Raw genomic sequence first — 16,154 nt, 5'->3', positions numbered from 1 at the left:
GCTCTCACTGGTTGCGCCACTTGGGTTCGCGCTTTTCGAGGAAGGCGTTGACGCCTTCGCGGGTGTCCTCGGCGTCGAACAGGTCGACGAAGCGCTCGCGCTCCTCGGGCAGCCAGGTGTTCGGGGCGCGTTCGCGGGCGCCCTGGATCAGCGGCTTGATGGTGCGCACCGCCACCGGGCTCTGGCGGGCGACCTTGGCCGCCAGCAGCAGGGCGGTGCCACGGGCTTCGCCGCTGTCCACCACCTGCTCCACCAGGCCGATGCGCTGGGCGGTGTCGGCGTCGATGCGCTCGCCGCAGAGGATCATGCGCTTGGCCCAGCCTTCGCCCACCAGCCAGGACAGTGCCTGGGTGCCGCCGGCGCAGGGCAGCAGGCCGACGGTGGCCTCGGGCAGGGCCATCTGCGCATGGCGCTCGGCGATGCGGATGTCGCAGGCCAGGGCGCACTCCAGGCCGCCGCCCATGGCGTAGCCGTTGATGGCGGCGATGGACACGCCACGGAAGTCGCGCAGGGCTTCGAAGGCTTCGCCGAAGCGCCGGGCCATTTCCCGGGCGCGGGCCTTGTCGCCGTCGGCGAACATGTTGAGGTCGGCGCCGGCGCTGAAGAACTTGGGCCCCTGGCCGGTCACCACCAGGGCGTAGATGGCGTCGTCGCGGTTGAGGTGCTCCACCAGTTGCTTGAGGCCGATGAGGGATTCGCGGTCCCAGGTGTTGGCCGGCGGGTTGTTGATGGTGAGCAGGGCGGTGTGGCCGTGCTTCTCCACGGTGAGCTTGTGGGTGAGGTCGAAGACGCCGGTCTTGTAGGGTTCGACTGCGGTGCTCATGTGCATCTCCTTAACGCATTCGTCATAGCAGGCGGTCGAGTGTGCCGCCCTGTTCCAGTAAACGGCGCGCCGTGATGACGCGCATGATCTCGTTGGTGCCTTCGAGGATCTGGTGCACGCGGGTGTCGCGCACCCAGCGCTCCAGAGGGTAGTCGTTCAGATAGCCGTAGCCGCCATGAAGTTGCAGGGCCTGGTTGCACACTTCGAAGCACTGGTCGGTGGCGAAGCGCTTGGCCATGGCGCAGTAGAGGCTGGCCTCGGGGTGGCGCTGGTCCAGGCGGTGGGCGGCCAGGCGCACCATCTGCCGGCTGGCGGTGAGGTCGGTGAGCATGTCGGCGAGCTTGAACTGCAGGGCCTGGAAGCTGGCCAGGGGCTTGCCGAACTGCCGGCGCTCCTCGACGTAGCGCAGGCTCTGCTCCAGCGCGGCCTGGGCGGCGCCGAGGGAGCAGCTGGCGATGTTCAGGCGCCCGCCGTCGAGGCCCTTCATGGCGTAGACGAACCCTTCGCCCTCGGGGCCGATGCGGTGGCTGGCGGGGATGCGCACGCCGTCGAAGGCGATGGTGCGGGTGGGCTGGGCGCGCCAGCCCATCTTGTCTTCGTTGCGGCCGTAGCGGATGCCTTCGGCGTCGGCCGGCACCAGGAAGCAGGAGATGCCCTTGGCGCCGTCTTCGCCGGTGCGCGCCATGACGATCAGCACCTGGGTGCTGCCGGCGCCGGAGATGAAGCACTTGCTGCCGTCCAGCACGTAGTGCTCGCCGTCGCGTCGGGCGCGGGTGCGCAGGTGGGCGGCGTCGGAGCCGGCGTCGGGCTCGGTGAGGCAGTAGGAGGCCAGCAGCCGGCCGTCCAGCAGGCCCGGCAGCCACTGCGCCTTGAGCGCGGCGTCGCCGAAGGAGGCGAGCATCCAGGTGGCCATGTTGTGGATGGTGAGGTAGGCGGTGGTGGCCACGCAGCCGGCGGCCAGCTGCTCGAAGATCAGCGCGGCGGAGAGCCGCGAGAGCCCGAGGCCGCCGTCGTCCTCGGCGATGTACAGCCCCAGGTAGCCCTGTTCGGCGGCCCGGCGGATGACCTCCACCGGGAAGTGGTGCTCGCGGTCCCAGTCGGCGGCGTGGGGGGCCAGCTCCCGCGCGGCGAAGGCGCGGGCGCTGTCGGTCAGCAGGCGTTGTTCATCGCTGAGGTCGAAATCCATGGCGTCTCACTGCAGGGTCAGGGGTTTGCCGGCGGCTCGCCGTTCGGCCTGCCAGTCGGCTTCGCTGGGAAGCGCGGTGCTGGCGTCGAGGCGGTCGACGATCTCGAAGTAGTCCTGCTTGAGCGGGTCCTTGAACACCTCGTCGCGGTGCTTGACCCGGACGGCGTACACCGTCTGCAGGTTCTGGTGGTCGAAGGCGCGCCACTGCTGCTCGCCCTTGAGCAGGCTGTAGCGGTGGCCTTCGAGGGCCTTGATCAGGGCTTCGCTGTCGAGGCTGTTGCTGCGGCGCGCGGCATCGGCCCATTGCTGGACGATGCTGTAGGCCGAGGCGGCGGAGCTGGAGGGGTACATGCCGTAGCGGGTCTTGAACGCTTCGACGAAGGCCTGGCCGCGTTCGGACTTCTCCAGGGCGGGGACGCGCCAGGTCCAGGGTTCGGTGCCGATCACGCCCTGCATGAGGTCGGGGCCGGCCTGCTCGACGATGCTCTGGGTGAGGTTGGGCGCGACGATCTGCATGCGCTCGGTCAGGCCCAGGTCGCGGGCGATGCGCATGGCGCGCACCAGGTCTTCGCCGAACAGCACCAGGGCCAGCACCTGGGCGTCGCTGGCGGCGGCCTGGGCGAGGGCGTCGCGGTAGTCACTGAGGCGGGCGCCGGGGAAGGGCACGCGCACGCCGGGGTGGCCGGCGCTGTCCTGGCTGCCGGTGGCCTTGCGCAGCGAGGCTTCGGTGGTCTGCCCCCAGGTGTAGTCGGCGGTGACGTAGAAGTAGCGTTTGCCGGGCAGGGTCTTGCTCAGGTACTGGCCCAGCACGCCGGCGCTCATCCAGGCGTTGTTGCACTCGCGGAACAGGTAGCGGTGGCCGTTCTTGCCGGTGGTGTCGTTGGAGTAGGTGAGGGTGCCGAAGTACAGCAGGCCGCGCTCGCGGGCCCGTTCGCCGGAGGCGATGGCCACCGCGCTGGAGGCGCCGCCGAAGAGCATGACGGCGCCTTCGTCGGCGAGCTTGTCGACGTTCTTCACGGCCTTTTCCGGGCGTGAGGCGGTGTCCTTGGCGGACAGCCGCAGGGTGCGGCCGAGCACGCCGCCCGCTGCGTTGATCTCGTCGATGGCCAGCAACGCGCCTCGCATCTGGGCCAGTCCCTCTTCCTTGTACGAGCCGGTGCGCGGGTAGTTGAGGCCGAGGGTGATGGGCTCGGCAGCCTGCGCACAGGCGGTGATCCCGGCCCAGAGGGCCAGGGTGGCAGTCAAACGGCGCATGGGGGTTCCTCCTTGTTGTTGTGGAGGAACCTTTTACGCCGGTCCCGGGTGGGTTGAGATTCTCTTTTCGTCTAACAGGCTGTCGGATACCCGCTTGCTATTTGAGCTGGATGGTCATGTTCGGGCCGCTCACCGGGCTGTCGTCGAACCAGCGGGTGGTGACGGTCTTGGTCTCGGTGTAGAAGCGCACCGCCTGCTTGCCGTAGGCGTGCAGGTCTCCATAGAAGGAGCCCTTCCAGCCGGTGAAGGAGAAGAACGGCAGCGGCACCGGGATGGGGACGTTGATGCCCACCTGGCCCACTTCCACGGCGTGCTGGAAGTGCCGCGCGGCGCCGCCGGAGCGGGTGAACAGGCTGGTGCCGTTGCCGTAGGGGCTGGCGTTGACCAGAGCGATGGCCTCGTCGAGGGTGTCCACCTCCACGCAGGCCAGCACCGGGCCGAAGATTTCCTCGCGGTACAGGCCCATGCGCGGGGTGACGCTGCGGAACAGGGTGGGGCCGAGCCAGTTGCCATCGGGGTAGCCGGGCACTTCGCAGTGGGAGCCGTCGAGCAGGCATTCGGCGCCTTCGGCCTTGCCCTCGGCGATCAGCCGCAGCACACGCTGACGGGCCTGCTGGCTGATCAGCGGGCCGTAGGCGGCCTGGGGGTCGCTCCAGTGGCCGGGTCGCAGCTGGGCCATCTGCTCGGCCAGTTCGCCGATCCACTCCCGCGCCTGGCCGACGAAGACGGCGACGCTGATGGCCATGCAGCGCTGGCCGGCGGCGCCGCAGCTGGCGCCGATGAGGTTGCTCAGGGTCTGTTCCTTGTTGGCGTCGGGGAGGATCACCATGTGGTTCTTGGCCCCGGCAAAGGCCTGCACGCGCTTCATGTGCGCGGTGCCGGTGCGGTACACGTGCTGGCCGACCGGCACCGAGCCGACGAAGGAGATGGCGCGCACCTCGGGGTGGGTGAGCAGGGCATCCACCTGTTCGCGGCCGCCGTGCAGCACCTGCAGCACGCCCTTGGGCGCGCCGGCTTCGAGGAACAGTTCGGCGAGGCGGTTGGGGGTCAGCGGGTCCTGCTCGGAGGGCTTGAGGATGAAGGTGTTGCCGCAGGCGATGGCCAGGGGAAACATCCACAGCGGTATCATCGCCGGGAAGTTGAAGGGGGTGATGCCGACGCACACGCCCAGGGGCTGGATCCAGCTGGCGGTGTCGATCTCGCGGGCCACGTTCTCCACCGTCTCGCCCATCATCAGGCTGGCCACGTTGGCGGCGTGCTCGGCCACCTCGATGCCGCGCCAGACGTCGCCCTTGGCGTCGGCGAAGGTCTTGCCGGTTTCGCTGGCCAGCAGCTCGGCCAGTTCGTCGTGGTGCTCCTTGAGCAGGTGCTGATAGCGCAGCATCAGGCGGGCACGTTCCGGGACGGGGACTTCGCGCCAGGTGAGGAAGGCGTCGCGGGCGCTGGCCACGGCGGCTTCGATCTCCTCGGCGGTGGCGCGGGGCGCCAGGGCCAGCACGGCCTGGGTGGCGGGATCGGTGACTTCGATCAGCTCGCGGGCGCGGCTTTCGCGCCATTGGCCATCGATCAGCTGGGGAATCGTCCTGCTCATGCTTGCCTCCGCCCGTCCTCGGGCCCTTTGTTGTTCTGTGTGCCGTTTATAGCGGGGCGCCGGGCGCTTGTGGATTGACGATCTTGGCGCCGGGATGGACGATCTTGGCATTGCTGGCCACCACAAGAACAACCATGAGCCGCTCCGTGGAAACCTCCAACTGGCCGCTGCCGGCCGACGGCATCCGCCTGATCACACCGCCCCGCCTGCGTCGCCTGCTGGCCCGCCACCCCTTGGCAGCCGGCTGCTACCCGCTGGCACTGGGCTATTACCCGGACGCCGCGGGGCACCGTATGTTGCGCCTGGCCCCGGACGACCACCTGCTGATCTACTGCCGTGCCGGGCAAGGCTGGCTGGAGACCGGGGATGGACGATTCGACGTGGCAGGCGGGGACCTGCTGGTGCTGCCCAAGGGCCGCATGCACGCCTATGGCGCCGACCTGCAGCGTCCGTGGAGCATCTACTGGGTGCACTTCGAGGGGGAGCTGGCGGCGGATTTCCTGCGCTTTCTCGGCGAACCGGGCCTGCGTCGCATCGGTGCCCAGCCGCGCCTGCTGGCGGACTTCGACGGGCTGCTGGGGCTGCGCAAGCACGGCCTGAACCCCAGGTACCATGTGCATGCGGCCCACCAGTTGCAGGCGCTGCTGACATCGCTGGCGGTGCTGCCGGCGCGGGGTTTTCTCAAGTCCGGGCGGGTGCTGGACGTGGACGCGGTGCAGGCGGTGATGCGTGCGCACCTGCACGAGCAGCTGAACCTCGACCAGTTGGCGGCGCAGTTCAAGCTTTCGCGCTTCCACTTCGCCAAGACCTACCGTGCCCTGACCGGCCACGCGCCGATCCAGGATTTCATCCAGCTGAAGATGGCCCACGCCTGCCGCCTGCTGGACGAGGGCACCCTGGGGGTGCGGCAGATCGCCGAGCAGCTGGGCTACGAGGACGCCTATTACTTTTCCCGCCTGTTCCGCAAGGTGGTGGGCATGGCGCCCAGCCATTACCGGGCGCTGCACCTGGGGTGACGGACCCTGGGTGTGGCCCGGTGCCTGAAACCGGGCAGGCGGCGCGGCATAATGCGCGCCCCGGCCCCGGACCCTTCCCATGCGCAAACCGCTTTCCCTCTATCACCCCTGGCTCTACGCGTTGCGCGTCTGGCAGCGGCGCCTGGCGCGTGCGCTCTACTGGCGCCTGTCGTCCCGGCGCTTGGGGCGGGTGGCGGATGCGCGCCTGCCGTACCGCTACATCCGCCACACCTCCAAGCTGATCCGCCGGCTGGGCGACAGCGACCTGGCGCTGCAGCACAACAAGGTGATCAACCTGCGCCTGGCGGTGGCCTGCATGGACGGGGTGGTGATCGGCCCGGGGGAGTATTTCTCCTTCTGCCAGTTGCTCGGCCGGCCCACGGCGCGGCGCGGGTTCGTCGAGGGCATGGAGCTGTCGTTCGGCGAGGCGCGTTCCGGCATTGGCGGCGGGGTGTGCCAGTTGAGCAACCTGATCCACTGGATGGCGCTGCACTCGCCGCTGCGGGTGGTGGAGCGGGCCAACCACAGTTTCGACCCCTTCCCGGACGAGGGGCGGGTGCTGCCGTTCGGCTCCGGGGCGGCGATCTTCTACAACTACATCGACCTGGTGCTGCACAACCCCACCGACCAGGCCTTCCAGCTGTCGCTGAAGGTGGCCGAGCACCAGTTGGAGGGGCTGCTGCTGTGCTCGGCGCCCCGGCCGTTCCGCTACCACGTCTACCAGCGCGGGCACCGCTTCATCCGCGAAGGGGGCGAGGTGCTGCGCCTCAACGAGATCTGGCGGGACGTGCGCGAGAAGGGCCAGGAGGGACGGCTGGTGGCCAGCGAGTGCCTCTATCGCAACCGCGTACGGGTGAAGTACGCGGTGAACGAGGCACTGCTGGAGCCCGGCTAGGGGCGGGCGCCCAGGGTTTCGGCGCGGCGCAGCCAGGCCTGGCGCTGCTCCTCGGTGGAGGTGCGCACCGGGGCGAACTCCGCCAGGTGGCGGGTGCGGATGCCGCAGAAGCCGAGGATGGTGCGCTTCATCTGCCGGTGCCCGGGGGCGCCGTAGACCCAGCGGAAGTACCAGGGCGGCGTGTCGAGGGTCACCAGCAGGTCGGCGGTGCGGCCCTGCAGCAGCTTGTCCCAGCTGCGCGGGCCCCGGTAGCGGAAGGCGAAGCCGGGCAGCAGCACGCGGTCGAGGAAGCCCTTGAGCAGGGCCGGCACGCCGCCCCACCAGACCGGGTAGACGAACACCAGGTGCTGGGCCCAGTGGATCTGCCGCTGGGCTTCGAGCAGGTCCGGCTCCAGGGGCTGGTTCTGGTCGTAGCCCTGGCGCAGCACCGGGTCGAAGGCCATCTCGCTGAGCTTCAGCACCCGCACCACATGGCCTTCGCCACGGGCACCCTGGGCATAGGCGTCGCCCAGGGCGCCGCACAGGCTGTTGTCCTTGGGCGAGCCGAGGATCATCAGGATGCGCTTGCCGTCACCTTCCAGCGGGGTGGCACCGTGCTTGGCGGAGTCAACCATGCTGGCCGGCCTCCAGCATGGTTTCCGGGCGTACCCAGGCGTCGAAGTCGGCTTCGCTCACCAGTCCGAGGGCCAGCGCCGCTTCACGCAGGGTGGTGCCTTCGGCGTAGGCCTTCTTGGCGATCTGCGCGGCCTTGTCGTAGCCGATGTGCGGGTTGAGGGCGGTCACCAGCATCAGGCCGCGCTCCAGGTGCTCGGCCATGCGCGCGGCGTCGGGCTCCATGCCGGCCACGCAGTGGCGCTGGAAGTTGCGTGAGCCATCGGCCAGCAGACGGATGGACTGCAGGATGTTGTGGGCGATCACCGGCTTGAACACGTTGAGTTGCAGGTGCCCGTGGCTGGCGGCGAGGCTGATGGTGGTGTCGTTGCCGATCACCTGGCAGGCGAGCATGGAGAGCGCTTCGCACTGGGTCGGGTTGACCTTGCCGGGCATGATCGAGCTGCCCGGCTCGTTGGCCGGCAGCCTGACTTCCGCCAGGCCGCCCCGGGGGCCGGAGCCCAGCAGGCGCAGGTCGTTGGCGATCTTCATCAGGGCCACGGCGAGGGTCTTGAGCGCGCCGGAGAGGGTCACCAGCGGCTCATGCCCGGCGAGGGCGGCGAATTTGTTGGACGCGGAGACGAAGGGCAGCCCGGCCAGCGCCGCCAGTTCCGCCGCCATGGCTTCGGCGAAGCCGTGGGGGGCATTGAGCCCGGTGCCGACGGCGGTACCGCCCTGGGCCAGTTGGTAGACCGCCGGCAGGGCATTGCGGATGGCGCGCTCGGCGTAGTCCAGCTGGGCGACGAAGGCGGAGAGCTCCTGGCCGAAGGTGATGGGCGTGGCGTCCATCAGGTGGGTGCGCCCGGTCTTCACCAGGCGGGCATGGCGCGCGGCCTGCTCGGCCAGGCCACCGGTCAGCTCGGCCAGCGCCGGCAGCAGGTCGCGGTGGATGGCCTGGGCCACGGCGATGTGCATGGCGGTGGGGAAGCTGTCGTTGGAGCTCTGGGCGTGGTTGACGTGGTCGTTGGGGTGCACCGGGCTCTTGCCGCCCCGTGGGCCGCCGGCCAGTTCGTTGGCGCGGCCGGCGATCACTTCGTTGACGTTCATGTTGCTCTGGGTGCCGCTGCCGGTCTGCCAGACCACCAGGGGGAACTGGTCGTCGTGCTGGTGGGCGAGGACTTCGTCGGCGGCCTGTTCGATCAGGCGGGCGATGTCCGGGCTGATGCCGCCATTGCGGCCGTTGACCCGGGCGGCGGCCTTCTTCACCAGGGCCAGGGCATGCACCACGGGGAGGGGCATGCGTTCCTCGCCGATGGCGAAGTTTTCCAGCGAGCGCTGGGTCTGGGCGCCCCAGTAGGCGTCTTCGGCGACGCTGACGGGGCCCAGGCTGTCGGTTTCGGTTCGGCTCATTGCGTGGCTCCAGGTTCGGTTTTTCCGCAGTTTAGGCCGCGCCGGAGCCCTTGGGTTCAACGCCTGGGGGATGGATTACCAGCGCGCGCGGGTATGGCCTACCCAGCCCAGGGCGTTGTCCACGGGCACGCGCTCGCCCGTGGGGCTGAGCAGCACCCCGTCGAAGCGCCCGAACCACTGGCGTGTGTCGGCGTAGAGCGGGCCCAGGCGCGGATTGGCCTGGTGCAGCTGGCGCGGGGTGAAGGTGAGGCGCACACGCTCGCAGTCGCTGCTCAACTGCCAGGGGGACAGGCCGTTTTCCGGGCCTTGCCTGAGGTGCACCGGGCCGTTGAGGCGCGACAGTTCGCCACCGAACCACAGGGCGTTCTCCGTCTCGCCGCTGGCGTCCGTCCAGCCCGCACCGAAGTTGCCGGCGATACCGCCGACGGTGGCGAAGGCGGCGCGGGTCCAGTGGCTGTTCAGCGGCCAGACGCCGCGGCCGAAGTCGAGGGCGGCGAAGCTGTGCCCCGGCATGCACGGGTACTGCCGGCGCCCCAGGCGCAGGCTGCCGGTGACCGGCAGGCCGAGTTGGCGGGTGCTGGCGTGGAAGCCGCCGTTGGCGAAAGGGGCGACCAGGTTGACCGAGTCCAGGTGCGCCGGGCGCTGCACGTCGAGGGTCGCCTGCAGTGGCTGGCCGCCGATGTCCGGCACGGCGACGCTGATGCGGGCGCGGCCGGGGAGTTCATCCACCTGCAGGTGCAGGCGCGGGTGCTCGAAGCCGTGGCTGGCCACCGGCACATCGGGCAGGTGGCAGCCGTGGGCGAGGGCGCGCAGCTGGGAGTGGGTCACGGCGCGGCCGGTTTCCAGGTCGAGGAAGTAGGCGGCGCAGTAGCCGATGTAGTCGAGGTCGGCGAGGGTGACGGAGAGCATCCAGCCGGGGGTGGTGATGCACCAGTGGTTCCAGCGCTTGCGCCGGCCGAAGTGCCCGGGGATGGCGCAATCCAGCTGCGGTCGCTCGGACCAGCCGATGGCCGATGGCTCCAGGCGGCCACGGGCGTCGCACAGGGGCTGTCGTTCGGCGGGGGCCGGGATGGGGCGGGTCATTCAGGGTCCCTGTGGGCAGCTGTCTTCCGTGGGGCGGGGAACATTACGCGCACACGGCGGCCCAAGCTGGGGTGCCGTTCACGGTGTTGTCATCGGTGGGGCGCAAGGATGCCCAGCGCACTGGCAGCCGGCAAGTGCCCGCGCCGGACCCTGGACGGACGGCACCCCCAACCCGCGTTTGGCCGTGATGCACGGCCGCATCCATGGCTTGAGCCCCCACCGGGCTTGAGCGCAGAATGGCCCGCCCACGGGCACGGCCCGTACCGCTCATACCAAGGAACCCCAATGACCAAGCTCCGTCTCGTTTGCTCCGCCATCGTGCTGGCCTGTGCCAGTGGCCAGGTGTTCGCCGATGCCGCCAGCCATGCCGCCAATGCCGAGCGCTTCCTCAAGCTCGCCCATGCCGACAAGCTGACCGTGCCGGTGTACGCCCAAGTGCAGCAGATGTTTGCCCAGAACTTCCAGAAGGCCAACGCGCCGGCCGACAAGAAGGCCACCCTGGAGCGCTACCAGGCCAAGGCCAACGCCGCCCTGGACAAGGCCGTGGGCTGGGACAAGCTGAAGCCGGAGCTGGTGAAGATCTACACCACCAACTTCAGCGAATCCGAGCTGAAGGACCTGATCGCCTTCTACGAATCGCCCCTGGGCAAGAAGGTGCTGGAGAAGATGCCGTCCCTGACCGCGCAATCCGCCGAGCTGACCCAGTCCCGCCTGGAATCCGCCGTGCCGGAAGTGAACAAGCTGCTGTCGGACATGAACGACGAGCTGGCACCCAAGGATCAGAAGAAGAAGTGATCGGAGCCCGCCATGAGCATGCGTGACCGTATCCTGGCCGCCTTCGCGGCCCTCGAGCCCCAGCACCTCGACGTGCTGGACGAGAGCCACATGCACAGCCGTGGCCAGGAAACCCACTACAAGGCGGTGATCGTCAGCCCGGTGTTCGCCGGATTGAATGCGGTGCGCCGCCACCAGAAGGCCTACGCGGCCCTGGGCGAGCTGATGGGGCAGTTCCACGCCCTGGCCCTGCACACCTACACCCCCGAGGAGTGGGCGCAGCAGGGCGCGGCCCCGGATTCGCCGACCTGCCGTGGCGGCAGCAAGCACGACCACTGACGGTCGTCGCAACGAGGCCGGAGGTTTCCCGGAGCGATCCGCGGGGCTTCCGGCCTTTTCATTTGGGCGTCGCCCCGGCCCCTCAGGGGCGGTGCTTCAGGGCGCGGAGCCCAGGCTTCACTCGAAACAGGAGGCTTCATGGCCCGAATCCTCAGCAAGGACACCCGGCTGTGCATGTCGTTGTCCGGCCGCCCTGGCAACTTCGGCACGCGCTTCCACAACGCGCTCTACGACCTGCTGGAGCTGGACTACGTCTACAAGGCCTTCACCACCAATGACCTGCCGGCGGCCATCGGCGGCGTGCGGGCACTGGGCATCCGGGGCTGTGCGGTGTCGATGCCCTTCAAGGAGGCCTGCATCCCCTATCTGGATGCCCTGGACCCATCGGCGGCGGTCATCGGCTCGGTGAATACCATCGTCAACGACGAGGGCCACCTGACGGGCTACAACACCGATTACCTGGCCGTGGCCAGCCTGGTGCGCAGCCATGCCGTGGACCCGACCTCGACGCTGCTGCTGCGGGGCAGTGGTGGGATGGGCAAGGCCGTGGCCGTCGCCCTGCGCGACAGCGGCTTTGCCCGGGGCACCCTGGCGGCTCGCAACGCGTTGGCCGGGCAGGGACTGGCACAGGCCTGTGGCTACGACTGGGTGCCCTCGGCGGAGGGCCATGTGGCGCAGGTATTGGTAAACGTCACGCCGCTGGGCATGAACGGCGGCCCGGAGGCCGGCCAGCTGGCGTTCAGCGCCGAGCAGGTGGCGGCGGCCGAGGTGGTCTTCGATGTGGTGGCGATCCCGGTGGAGACGCCGCTGATCCGCCTGGCCCGTTCCCTGGGCAAGCGGGTGATCACCGGGGGCGAGGTCATCGTGCTGCAGGCGGTGGAGCAGTTCGTGCTCTACACCGGCGTGCGGCCCACGCCGGAGCAGATCCGCCAGGCGGAAGCGGTGGCCCGCGCTTGAGCGCGGGCCGTTGGCTCAGAAGGCGAGGGCGGCGGTGAGGCCGGCGCTGTTCCACTGCGCGTCGCTGCGCTGGGTGCGGCTGAAGCCGGCACCGAGGGTCAGGTCGCCCAGGTCGTAGCGCACGCCGAGGCGGGCTTCGAGGGTGTCGCGGCCCTGGCGGACGCCCGGGGTGGTGAAGGTTTCGCCACCCACCAGGAAGCGTGCCTGGGTATCGCTGCGGTCACCGATGCCGTCGTGCCAGGCCATCAGCGAGGCCTCCGGGGTGAGGCGGCCGCTGGCCAGGGGGAACAGGCCGGCCACCCGCAGGCCGGCGCCGACTTCGCCGCTTTCATAGCGCGAGCTTTCCACTTTCAGCGCGGCGGAGGAGCCGTGCTCGCGGTAGCCGTCCAGCTCCACGCGGGTGTAGCGCATGCCGAGGCGGGGCTCCACCAGCAGGCTGTCCAGCTCCAGGCGGTAGCCGCCGATCAGGCTGGCGCCGTACTGCTGGCCGTCCTGGTCGCCAGAGGCGCGGGTGCCGGTGATGTAGCGACGGCTGTCGTGCTCGAACCAGCCCATGGACAGGCTGCCATCCACGAAGTAGGGGCCCCAGCCCTGGTGGGCGTAGAGGCTGACCAGGTGGCCCTTGGTGTCCAGCTTGTTACCGGTGTGGCTGTCGCTGTTGCCCTGGTAGTGGCTGTAGGCGATGCCTGCCAGGCCTTGGTCACCGAAGGCCTGTTCCAGGCCGAGGGCGATGCCCTGGGTGTCCTGGTCGAAGCCACGGGCACCGTCGCGCTCGCCGGTGTGCCCACGGTTGTCCAGCAGGCTGACCCAGGCGCGGGGGCCGCGTGCCGGGTCGTGGCGCTGCTGAGTGGCGCTCTCCAGCAGGCGCAGGCCGGCGATGGGGGCGAGGGCATTGGCACCGTTGGATTCGGGTGCCAGTTGCTCGGCGATCTCGGCGGTGCGGGCTGCATCGGCAGCGGCCAGGCTGAGGAACACCGGGTCATCGGCGGCCAGGGCTGGCATCTGCGCGGAGAAGTTCGCCAGGGCGCGCTGGGCGCGGCGCGAGGCGCCCTGGTTGGCCACCAGGCTGGCGGCGGCGCTGCCGCTGAGGGTTTCCACTTCGGCACTGAGCACCTGGCCATCGAAGCTGTGGCTGAGGACGCGCAGCAGGCCGGAGGTGCTTTCTGGGGCGTTGGGGGTGTCGGTCCAGGTGTTGGCGCTGATCAACTGGTAGGTGCGCGGGCCGCTCAGGCTGAAGTCGTTGGGTTTGGGGGTGAGGAGGATGCGGCTCTCTTTGCCATGCGTACGGTCGACCTCGACAAGGCCTTGGACGTTGAGAAACGGGGTGTTGGGGTCGGTGGCGTTGCTCAGCATCAGGTTGAGGTCTGCACCCAGCAACTCGAGATCGCCGGTCAGGGTAGAACCGGCACGCGTCAAGGTCAGGCGGCCATCGCTCATTTCCAGATAGCGTGCGTTGATCAGCGCACTATCCAAGGTGACGTCACCACTGAGCATCTCGATGACGCCGATGCCGGTGATGTTGCCGCGGATCTCTCCGCCTTCCAGCCACAGGTTGCTGTCACCCTGGCCCTTGACCGCCACCACACCGCTTGTGAGTCCACTCACCTGGAGGTAGGTGCTCTCGCGGACGGTGCTGATGTCCACGGCTACGTCATCCGAGAGCACGGTGCCGTAGTTGGTCAGCATGTGGTCGTCGACGATGCGTGCGGCGGTGGCGCCGCTGCCCCGTGCCTCGAGGGTGCCGTGATTGAGCAGATTGTTTTGGCCAAGGGTCATGCCAGTGCCGAGCGACAACGCGGTTACGTTGGTGCCCTCGGCGAAGATCGTGCCCTGATTATCCACCAGGCTTATGGTGCTGCCTTCCATTTCGAGGGCAATCGCGCGGTTGCCGGTGGCACGCAGGGTGCCTGTGTTGATCAGGTTGCCGGTGATCACAGCATTGTCGACGGCTAGGTTGGGGTTACCCGGAGCGCGGTCACCGGTTTTTTCGATCAGGCCGTTATTGATGAAGCTGCCGCCAATGGGACCCGCCAGGTAAACGTTGACGTCGGAAATGTCGTGGCTGATCAACTGGCCGTTGTTGATCATGTTGCCTGTTACGCGTCCATTTTCCAGGTAAAGCGTGCCGTTGATGCCGGATACACCCAGCCCATTGATGGTCATGTCCGCATTGTTGACCAGGTCACCGTTGATCTGGCCGGTAACGTCGGTTACGGCCTCCTGGCTGGCGTTCACACTGCCGGTCAGGGTCAGTCCGTTGTACGTCCCGGAAAGAGTCGCCGGTGCCGCATTGGTGATATCGAAGGTATCGGCCTTTGCCACCTGAGACAGGGTGGCAAGGGTGATGGCGAGAGCGAGGTGATGGCGACGGGCGAGCGGGTGCATCGTGTCAGGCATCCTTGTCTGAGTGGGTGGGTATGCGAAAGGGCGGCGAGCCTAAGGTGACCTGTCGAGAGGGTCAAGAACCGTACAGGCACAGTGATGGCATTTCGTGAGTAGGGTCGCAAAAGCGCTTGGCCCCGGCCCGCTGGGTGCCGAGGTCGTTGCTTTCAACCTGACTCCACGCCGTGCGCTCTGCAGCGGATATCGACTGGGTACTTGTGCGGAACCGGCACCTTCACCCGGGCGGCAGGATCGGACATCCCTGAGCAAGCCCGCCGCAGGAAGACGCCGCTGGACAGGGCTCGTTCAGCTTCGTTCAGGCAGGCTGTCGGGCCTTTCACCTGACCCGAGGTCCTGAACGTCATGATCCGTCGCGGACTCCTGTCTTCGCTCTGCCTGTCGCTGCTGCTGGCCCTGCCGGTGGCGGCCGAGGAGGCCTGGTACCTGCAGACCAGTGTCTACACCCGCCACTTCCATCCGGACCCCGAGCACAACAATCACCAGAACCTCATCGGCCTGGAGTACCAGGCCGATGACGGTGTGGTGGCGGGTGGGGCGACCTTCCGTAACTCGTTTCGCCAGCGCAGCCAGTACGCCTATGTGGGCAAGCGTTTCGACAGTGACGTGGCGCCGGTCTACCTGAAGGTGACCGGCGGGCTGCTGCAGGGTTACCGCGGCGAGTACCGCGACAAGATCCCGCTCAACCGCTTCGGCGTGGCGCCGGTGCTGATCCCGTCCCTCGGGGCCCGCCTGGGCCCGGTGGGTGGGGAGCTGGTGCTGCTGGGCAACTCGGCGATGATGGTGAACCTCGGGGTCTACCTCTAGCGGCTCAGGTGCCGCTGTCGAGGAATTTCTCCAGGTACAGCCGGGTCTGGCCCAGTGCGTTGGACTCCAGCCAAGCCTTGACCGCGTCGACCATGGGCGGTGGCCCGCACACATAGAGGTCGCAGGCCTGTTCCCGCAGCGCATCGGCGTCCAGGTGTTCGGGCACGTAGCCCCGCGCACCGCTCCAGTCGGCTTCGCCGGGTTCGCTGACCACCGGGGTGAAGCGAAAGCCCGGCAGCCGCTCGGCATACCCTTCGATCCGCACCTGTTCGCAGAGGTCCGCCGCCTGTCGGACACCGTGCAGCAGGTGGATGGGCTGCTGGCAGCCCTGTTCGACCAGGGTGTCGAGCATGCCGAGGAAGGCCGAGAGGCCCGTCCCTCCAGCGGCCATGACCACCGGGCGCTCCACCTGGCGCAGGTAGAAGGCCCCCAGCGGCGCTTCCAGTTGCAGGGTGTCGCCCACCTGGCAGCGTTCGCGCAGGTAGTCGCTCATCACCCCCTGGGGCAGCAGGCGGATGAGGAACTGCAGGCGATTGCCCGGATTGGGGCGGTTGGCGAAGGAGTAGGCCCGGTGAGCCTCGGTGCCGGGCACCTGGAGCCGGGCGTACTGCCCGGGGAGGTAGTCCAGCGGTGCACCGTCCGCCTCGACTTCCAGGATCGCCGCTGCGGACGAGACCTGCTGCAGGGCGGTGACCCGGGCGTTGCGGCGCACCAGCGGTGCGGCGTTGCACAGGCTGGAGTCGAAATCGAAGCGGAAGGTGGCGTCGGACTGCACCCGCGTCTGGCAGGCCAGGATGTAGCGGCGGGCCACTTCGTCCGCCGACAGCGCTTCCTCATCGGCGTAGTCGAGGCTGTACTGGCCGGATTCGCATTGGCCCCTGCAGGTGCCGCAGACGCCTTCGCGGCAGTCGAGGGGGATGTTGAGGCCGTGGCGCAGGGCGGCGTCCAGCAGGCGCTCGTTGCCCTGCACGGTGAGGAACTGGGTTGTGCCGTCGGCGAAGCTGAGGGCGACCTTGTGATCCATGGGC

At 68.7% G+C, this 16,154-nt stretch carries 15 protein-coding genes; 6 read left to right on the top strand and 9 right to left on the bottom strand.

Going from position 1 to position 16,154, the window contains the following annotated elements; translation table 11 throughout:
* Positions 1-4: 4 nt before the first annotated feature.
* The 4 genes from FBY21_RS07290 to FBY21_RS07275 all read right to left on the bottom strand — a co-directional run bounded on the left by FBY21_RS07290 (position 5) and on the right by FBY21_RS07275 (position 4,854).
* A complete protein-coding gene (locus FBY21_RS07290; RefSeq protein WP_044406587.1) occupies positions 5-823 on the bottom strand; it encodes an enoyl-CoA hydratase in 819 nt (272 codons plus the stop codon).
* Positions 824-845: 22 nt separating this feature from the next.
* Positions 846-2,009 (bottom strand): isobutyryl-CoA dehydrogenase, encoded by a 1,164-nt coding sequence (locus tag FBY21_RS07285; protein WP_044406590.1) that lies wholly within the window; start codon positions 2,007-2,009, stop codon positions 846-848.
* Positions 2,010-2,015: 6 nt separating this feature from the next.
* On the bottom strand, positions 2,016-3,263 hold the full coding sequence (locus FBY21_RS07280; protein WP_142009868.1) for an ABC transporter substrate-binding protein: 1,248 nt from the start codon (positions 3,261-3,263) through the stop codon (positions 2,016-2,018).
* 97 nt (positions 3,264-3,360) lie between these two features.
* Complete coding sequence (locus tag FBY21_RS07275) at positions 3,361-4,854, bottom strand: CoA-acylating methylmalonate-semialdehyde dehydrogenase (protein ID WP_142009865.1); 1,494 nt, start codon at positions 4,852-4,854, stop codon at positions 3,361-3,363.
* Between the two features lie 134 nt (positions 4,855-4,988).
* Between FBY21_RS07275 and FBY21_RS07270 the strand changes: the two genes are divergently transcribed.
* Positions 4,989-5,870, top strand: a complete 882-nt coding sequence (locus FBY21_RS07270; RefSeq protein ID WP_142009862.1) for an AraC family transcriptional regulator — start codon at positions 4,989-4,991, stop codon at positions 5,868-5,870.
* A gap of 79 nt (positions 5,871-5,949) precedes the next feature.
* Complete coding sequence (locus tag FBY21_RS07265) at positions 5,950-6,765, top strand: VanW family protein (RefSeq protein ID WP_142009860.1); 816 nt, start codon at positions 5,950-5,952, stop codon at positions 6,763-6,765.
* Here FBY21_RS07265 and FBY21_RS07260 read toward each other — a convergent pair.
* The 3 genes from FBY21_RS07260 to FBY21_RS07250 form a co-directional block, all read right to left on the bottom strand.
* Positions 6,762-7,379: an NAD(P)H-dependent oxidoreductase gene (locus tag FBY21_RS07260; protein WP_044406603.1), complete on the bottom strand. Its 618-nt coding sequence runs from the start codon at positions 7,377-7,379 to the stop codon at positions 6,762-6,764. The genes FBY21_RS07265 and FBY21_RS07260 overlap by 4 nt on opposite strands.
* Positions 7,372-8,766 carry a class II fumarate hydratase gene (locus FBY21_RS07255; protein ID WP_142009858.1) on the bottom strand — a complete coding sequence of 465 codons (1,395 nt, stop codon included), beginning with the start codon at positions 8,764-8,766 and terminating at the stop codon, positions 7,372-7,374. The genes FBY21_RS07260 and FBY21_RS07255 overlap by 8 nt, the downstream gene beginning before the upstream one ends.
* A 75-nt stretch (positions 8,767-8,841) precedes the next feature.
* Positions 8,842-9,849 carry a DUF2804 domain-containing protein gene (locus FBY21_RS07250; protein WP_142009855.1) on the bottom strand — a complete coding sequence of 336 codons (1,008 nt, stop codon included), beginning with the start codon at positions 9,847-9,849 and terminating at the stop codon, positions 8,842-8,844.
* Between the two features lie 285 nt (positions 9,850-10,134).
* Between FBY21_RS07250 and FBY21_RS07245 the strand changes: the two genes are divergently transcribed.
* From FBY21_RS07245 to FBY21_RS07235, 3 genes are all read left to right on the top strand, one after another.
* Complete coding sequence (locus FBY21_RS07245) at positions 10,135-10,644, top strand: DUF2059 domain-containing protein (RefSeq protein ID WP_044406612.1); 510 nt, start codon at positions 10,135-10,137, stop codon at positions 10,642-10,644.
* A 12-nt stretch (positions 10,645-10,656) separates the two neighbouring features.
* Positions 10,657-10,962, top strand: a complete 306-nt coding sequence (locus tag FBY21_RS07240; RefSeq protein WP_044406615.1) for a BolA family protein — start codon at positions 10,657-10,659, stop codon at positions 10,960-10,962.
* Positions 10,963-11,100: 138 nt separating this feature from the next.
* Positions 11,101-11,919: a shikimate 5-dehydrogenase gene (locus FBY21_RS07235; protein ID WP_142009852.1), complete on the top strand. Its 819-nt coding sequence runs from the start codon at positions 11,101-11,103 to the stop codon at positions 11,917-11,919.
* A 15-nt stretch (positions 11,920-11,934) separates the two neighbouring features.
* Here the strand turns inward: FBY21_RS07235 and FBY21_RS07230 are convergent, their stop codons facing one another.
* On the bottom strand, positions 11,935-14,304 hold the full coding sequence (locus FBY21_RS07230) for an autotransporter domain-containing protein (protein ID WP_160158574.1): 2,370 nt from the start codon (positions 14,302-14,304) through the stop codon (positions 11,935-11,937).
* Between the two features lie 378 nt (positions 14,305-14,682).
* On the opposite strand from FBY21_RS07230, the gene FBY21_RS07225 reads away from it, so the two are divergent.
* Positions 14,683-15,126, top strand: coding sequence for a sn-glycerol-3-phosphate transporter (locus tag FBY21_RS07225; RefSeq protein WP_074971329.1), 444 nt, complete (start codon positions 14,683-14,685; stop codon positions 15,124-15,126).
* Between the two features lie 4 nt (positions 15,127-15,130).
* Here the strand turns inward: FBY21_RS07225 and antC are convergent, their stop codons facing one another.
* Positions 15,131-16,150: an anthranilate 1,2-dioxygenase electron transfer component AntC gene (antC, locus tag FBY21_RS07220; RefSeq protein ID WP_142009848.1), complete on the bottom strand. Its 1,020-nt coding sequence runs from the start codon at positions 16,148-16,150 to the stop codon at positions 15,131-15,133.
* Positions 16,151-16,154: the final 4 nt, after the last annotated feature.

It is taken from the genome of Pseudomonas sp. SLBN-26, from assembly GCF_006715895.1.
GTDB lineage: Bacteria > Pseudomonadota > Gammaproteobacteria > Pseudomonadales > Pseudomonadaceae > Metapseudomonas > Metapseudomonas otitidis.
This window is presented reverse-complemented; position numbering and strand designations above follow the sequence as displayed.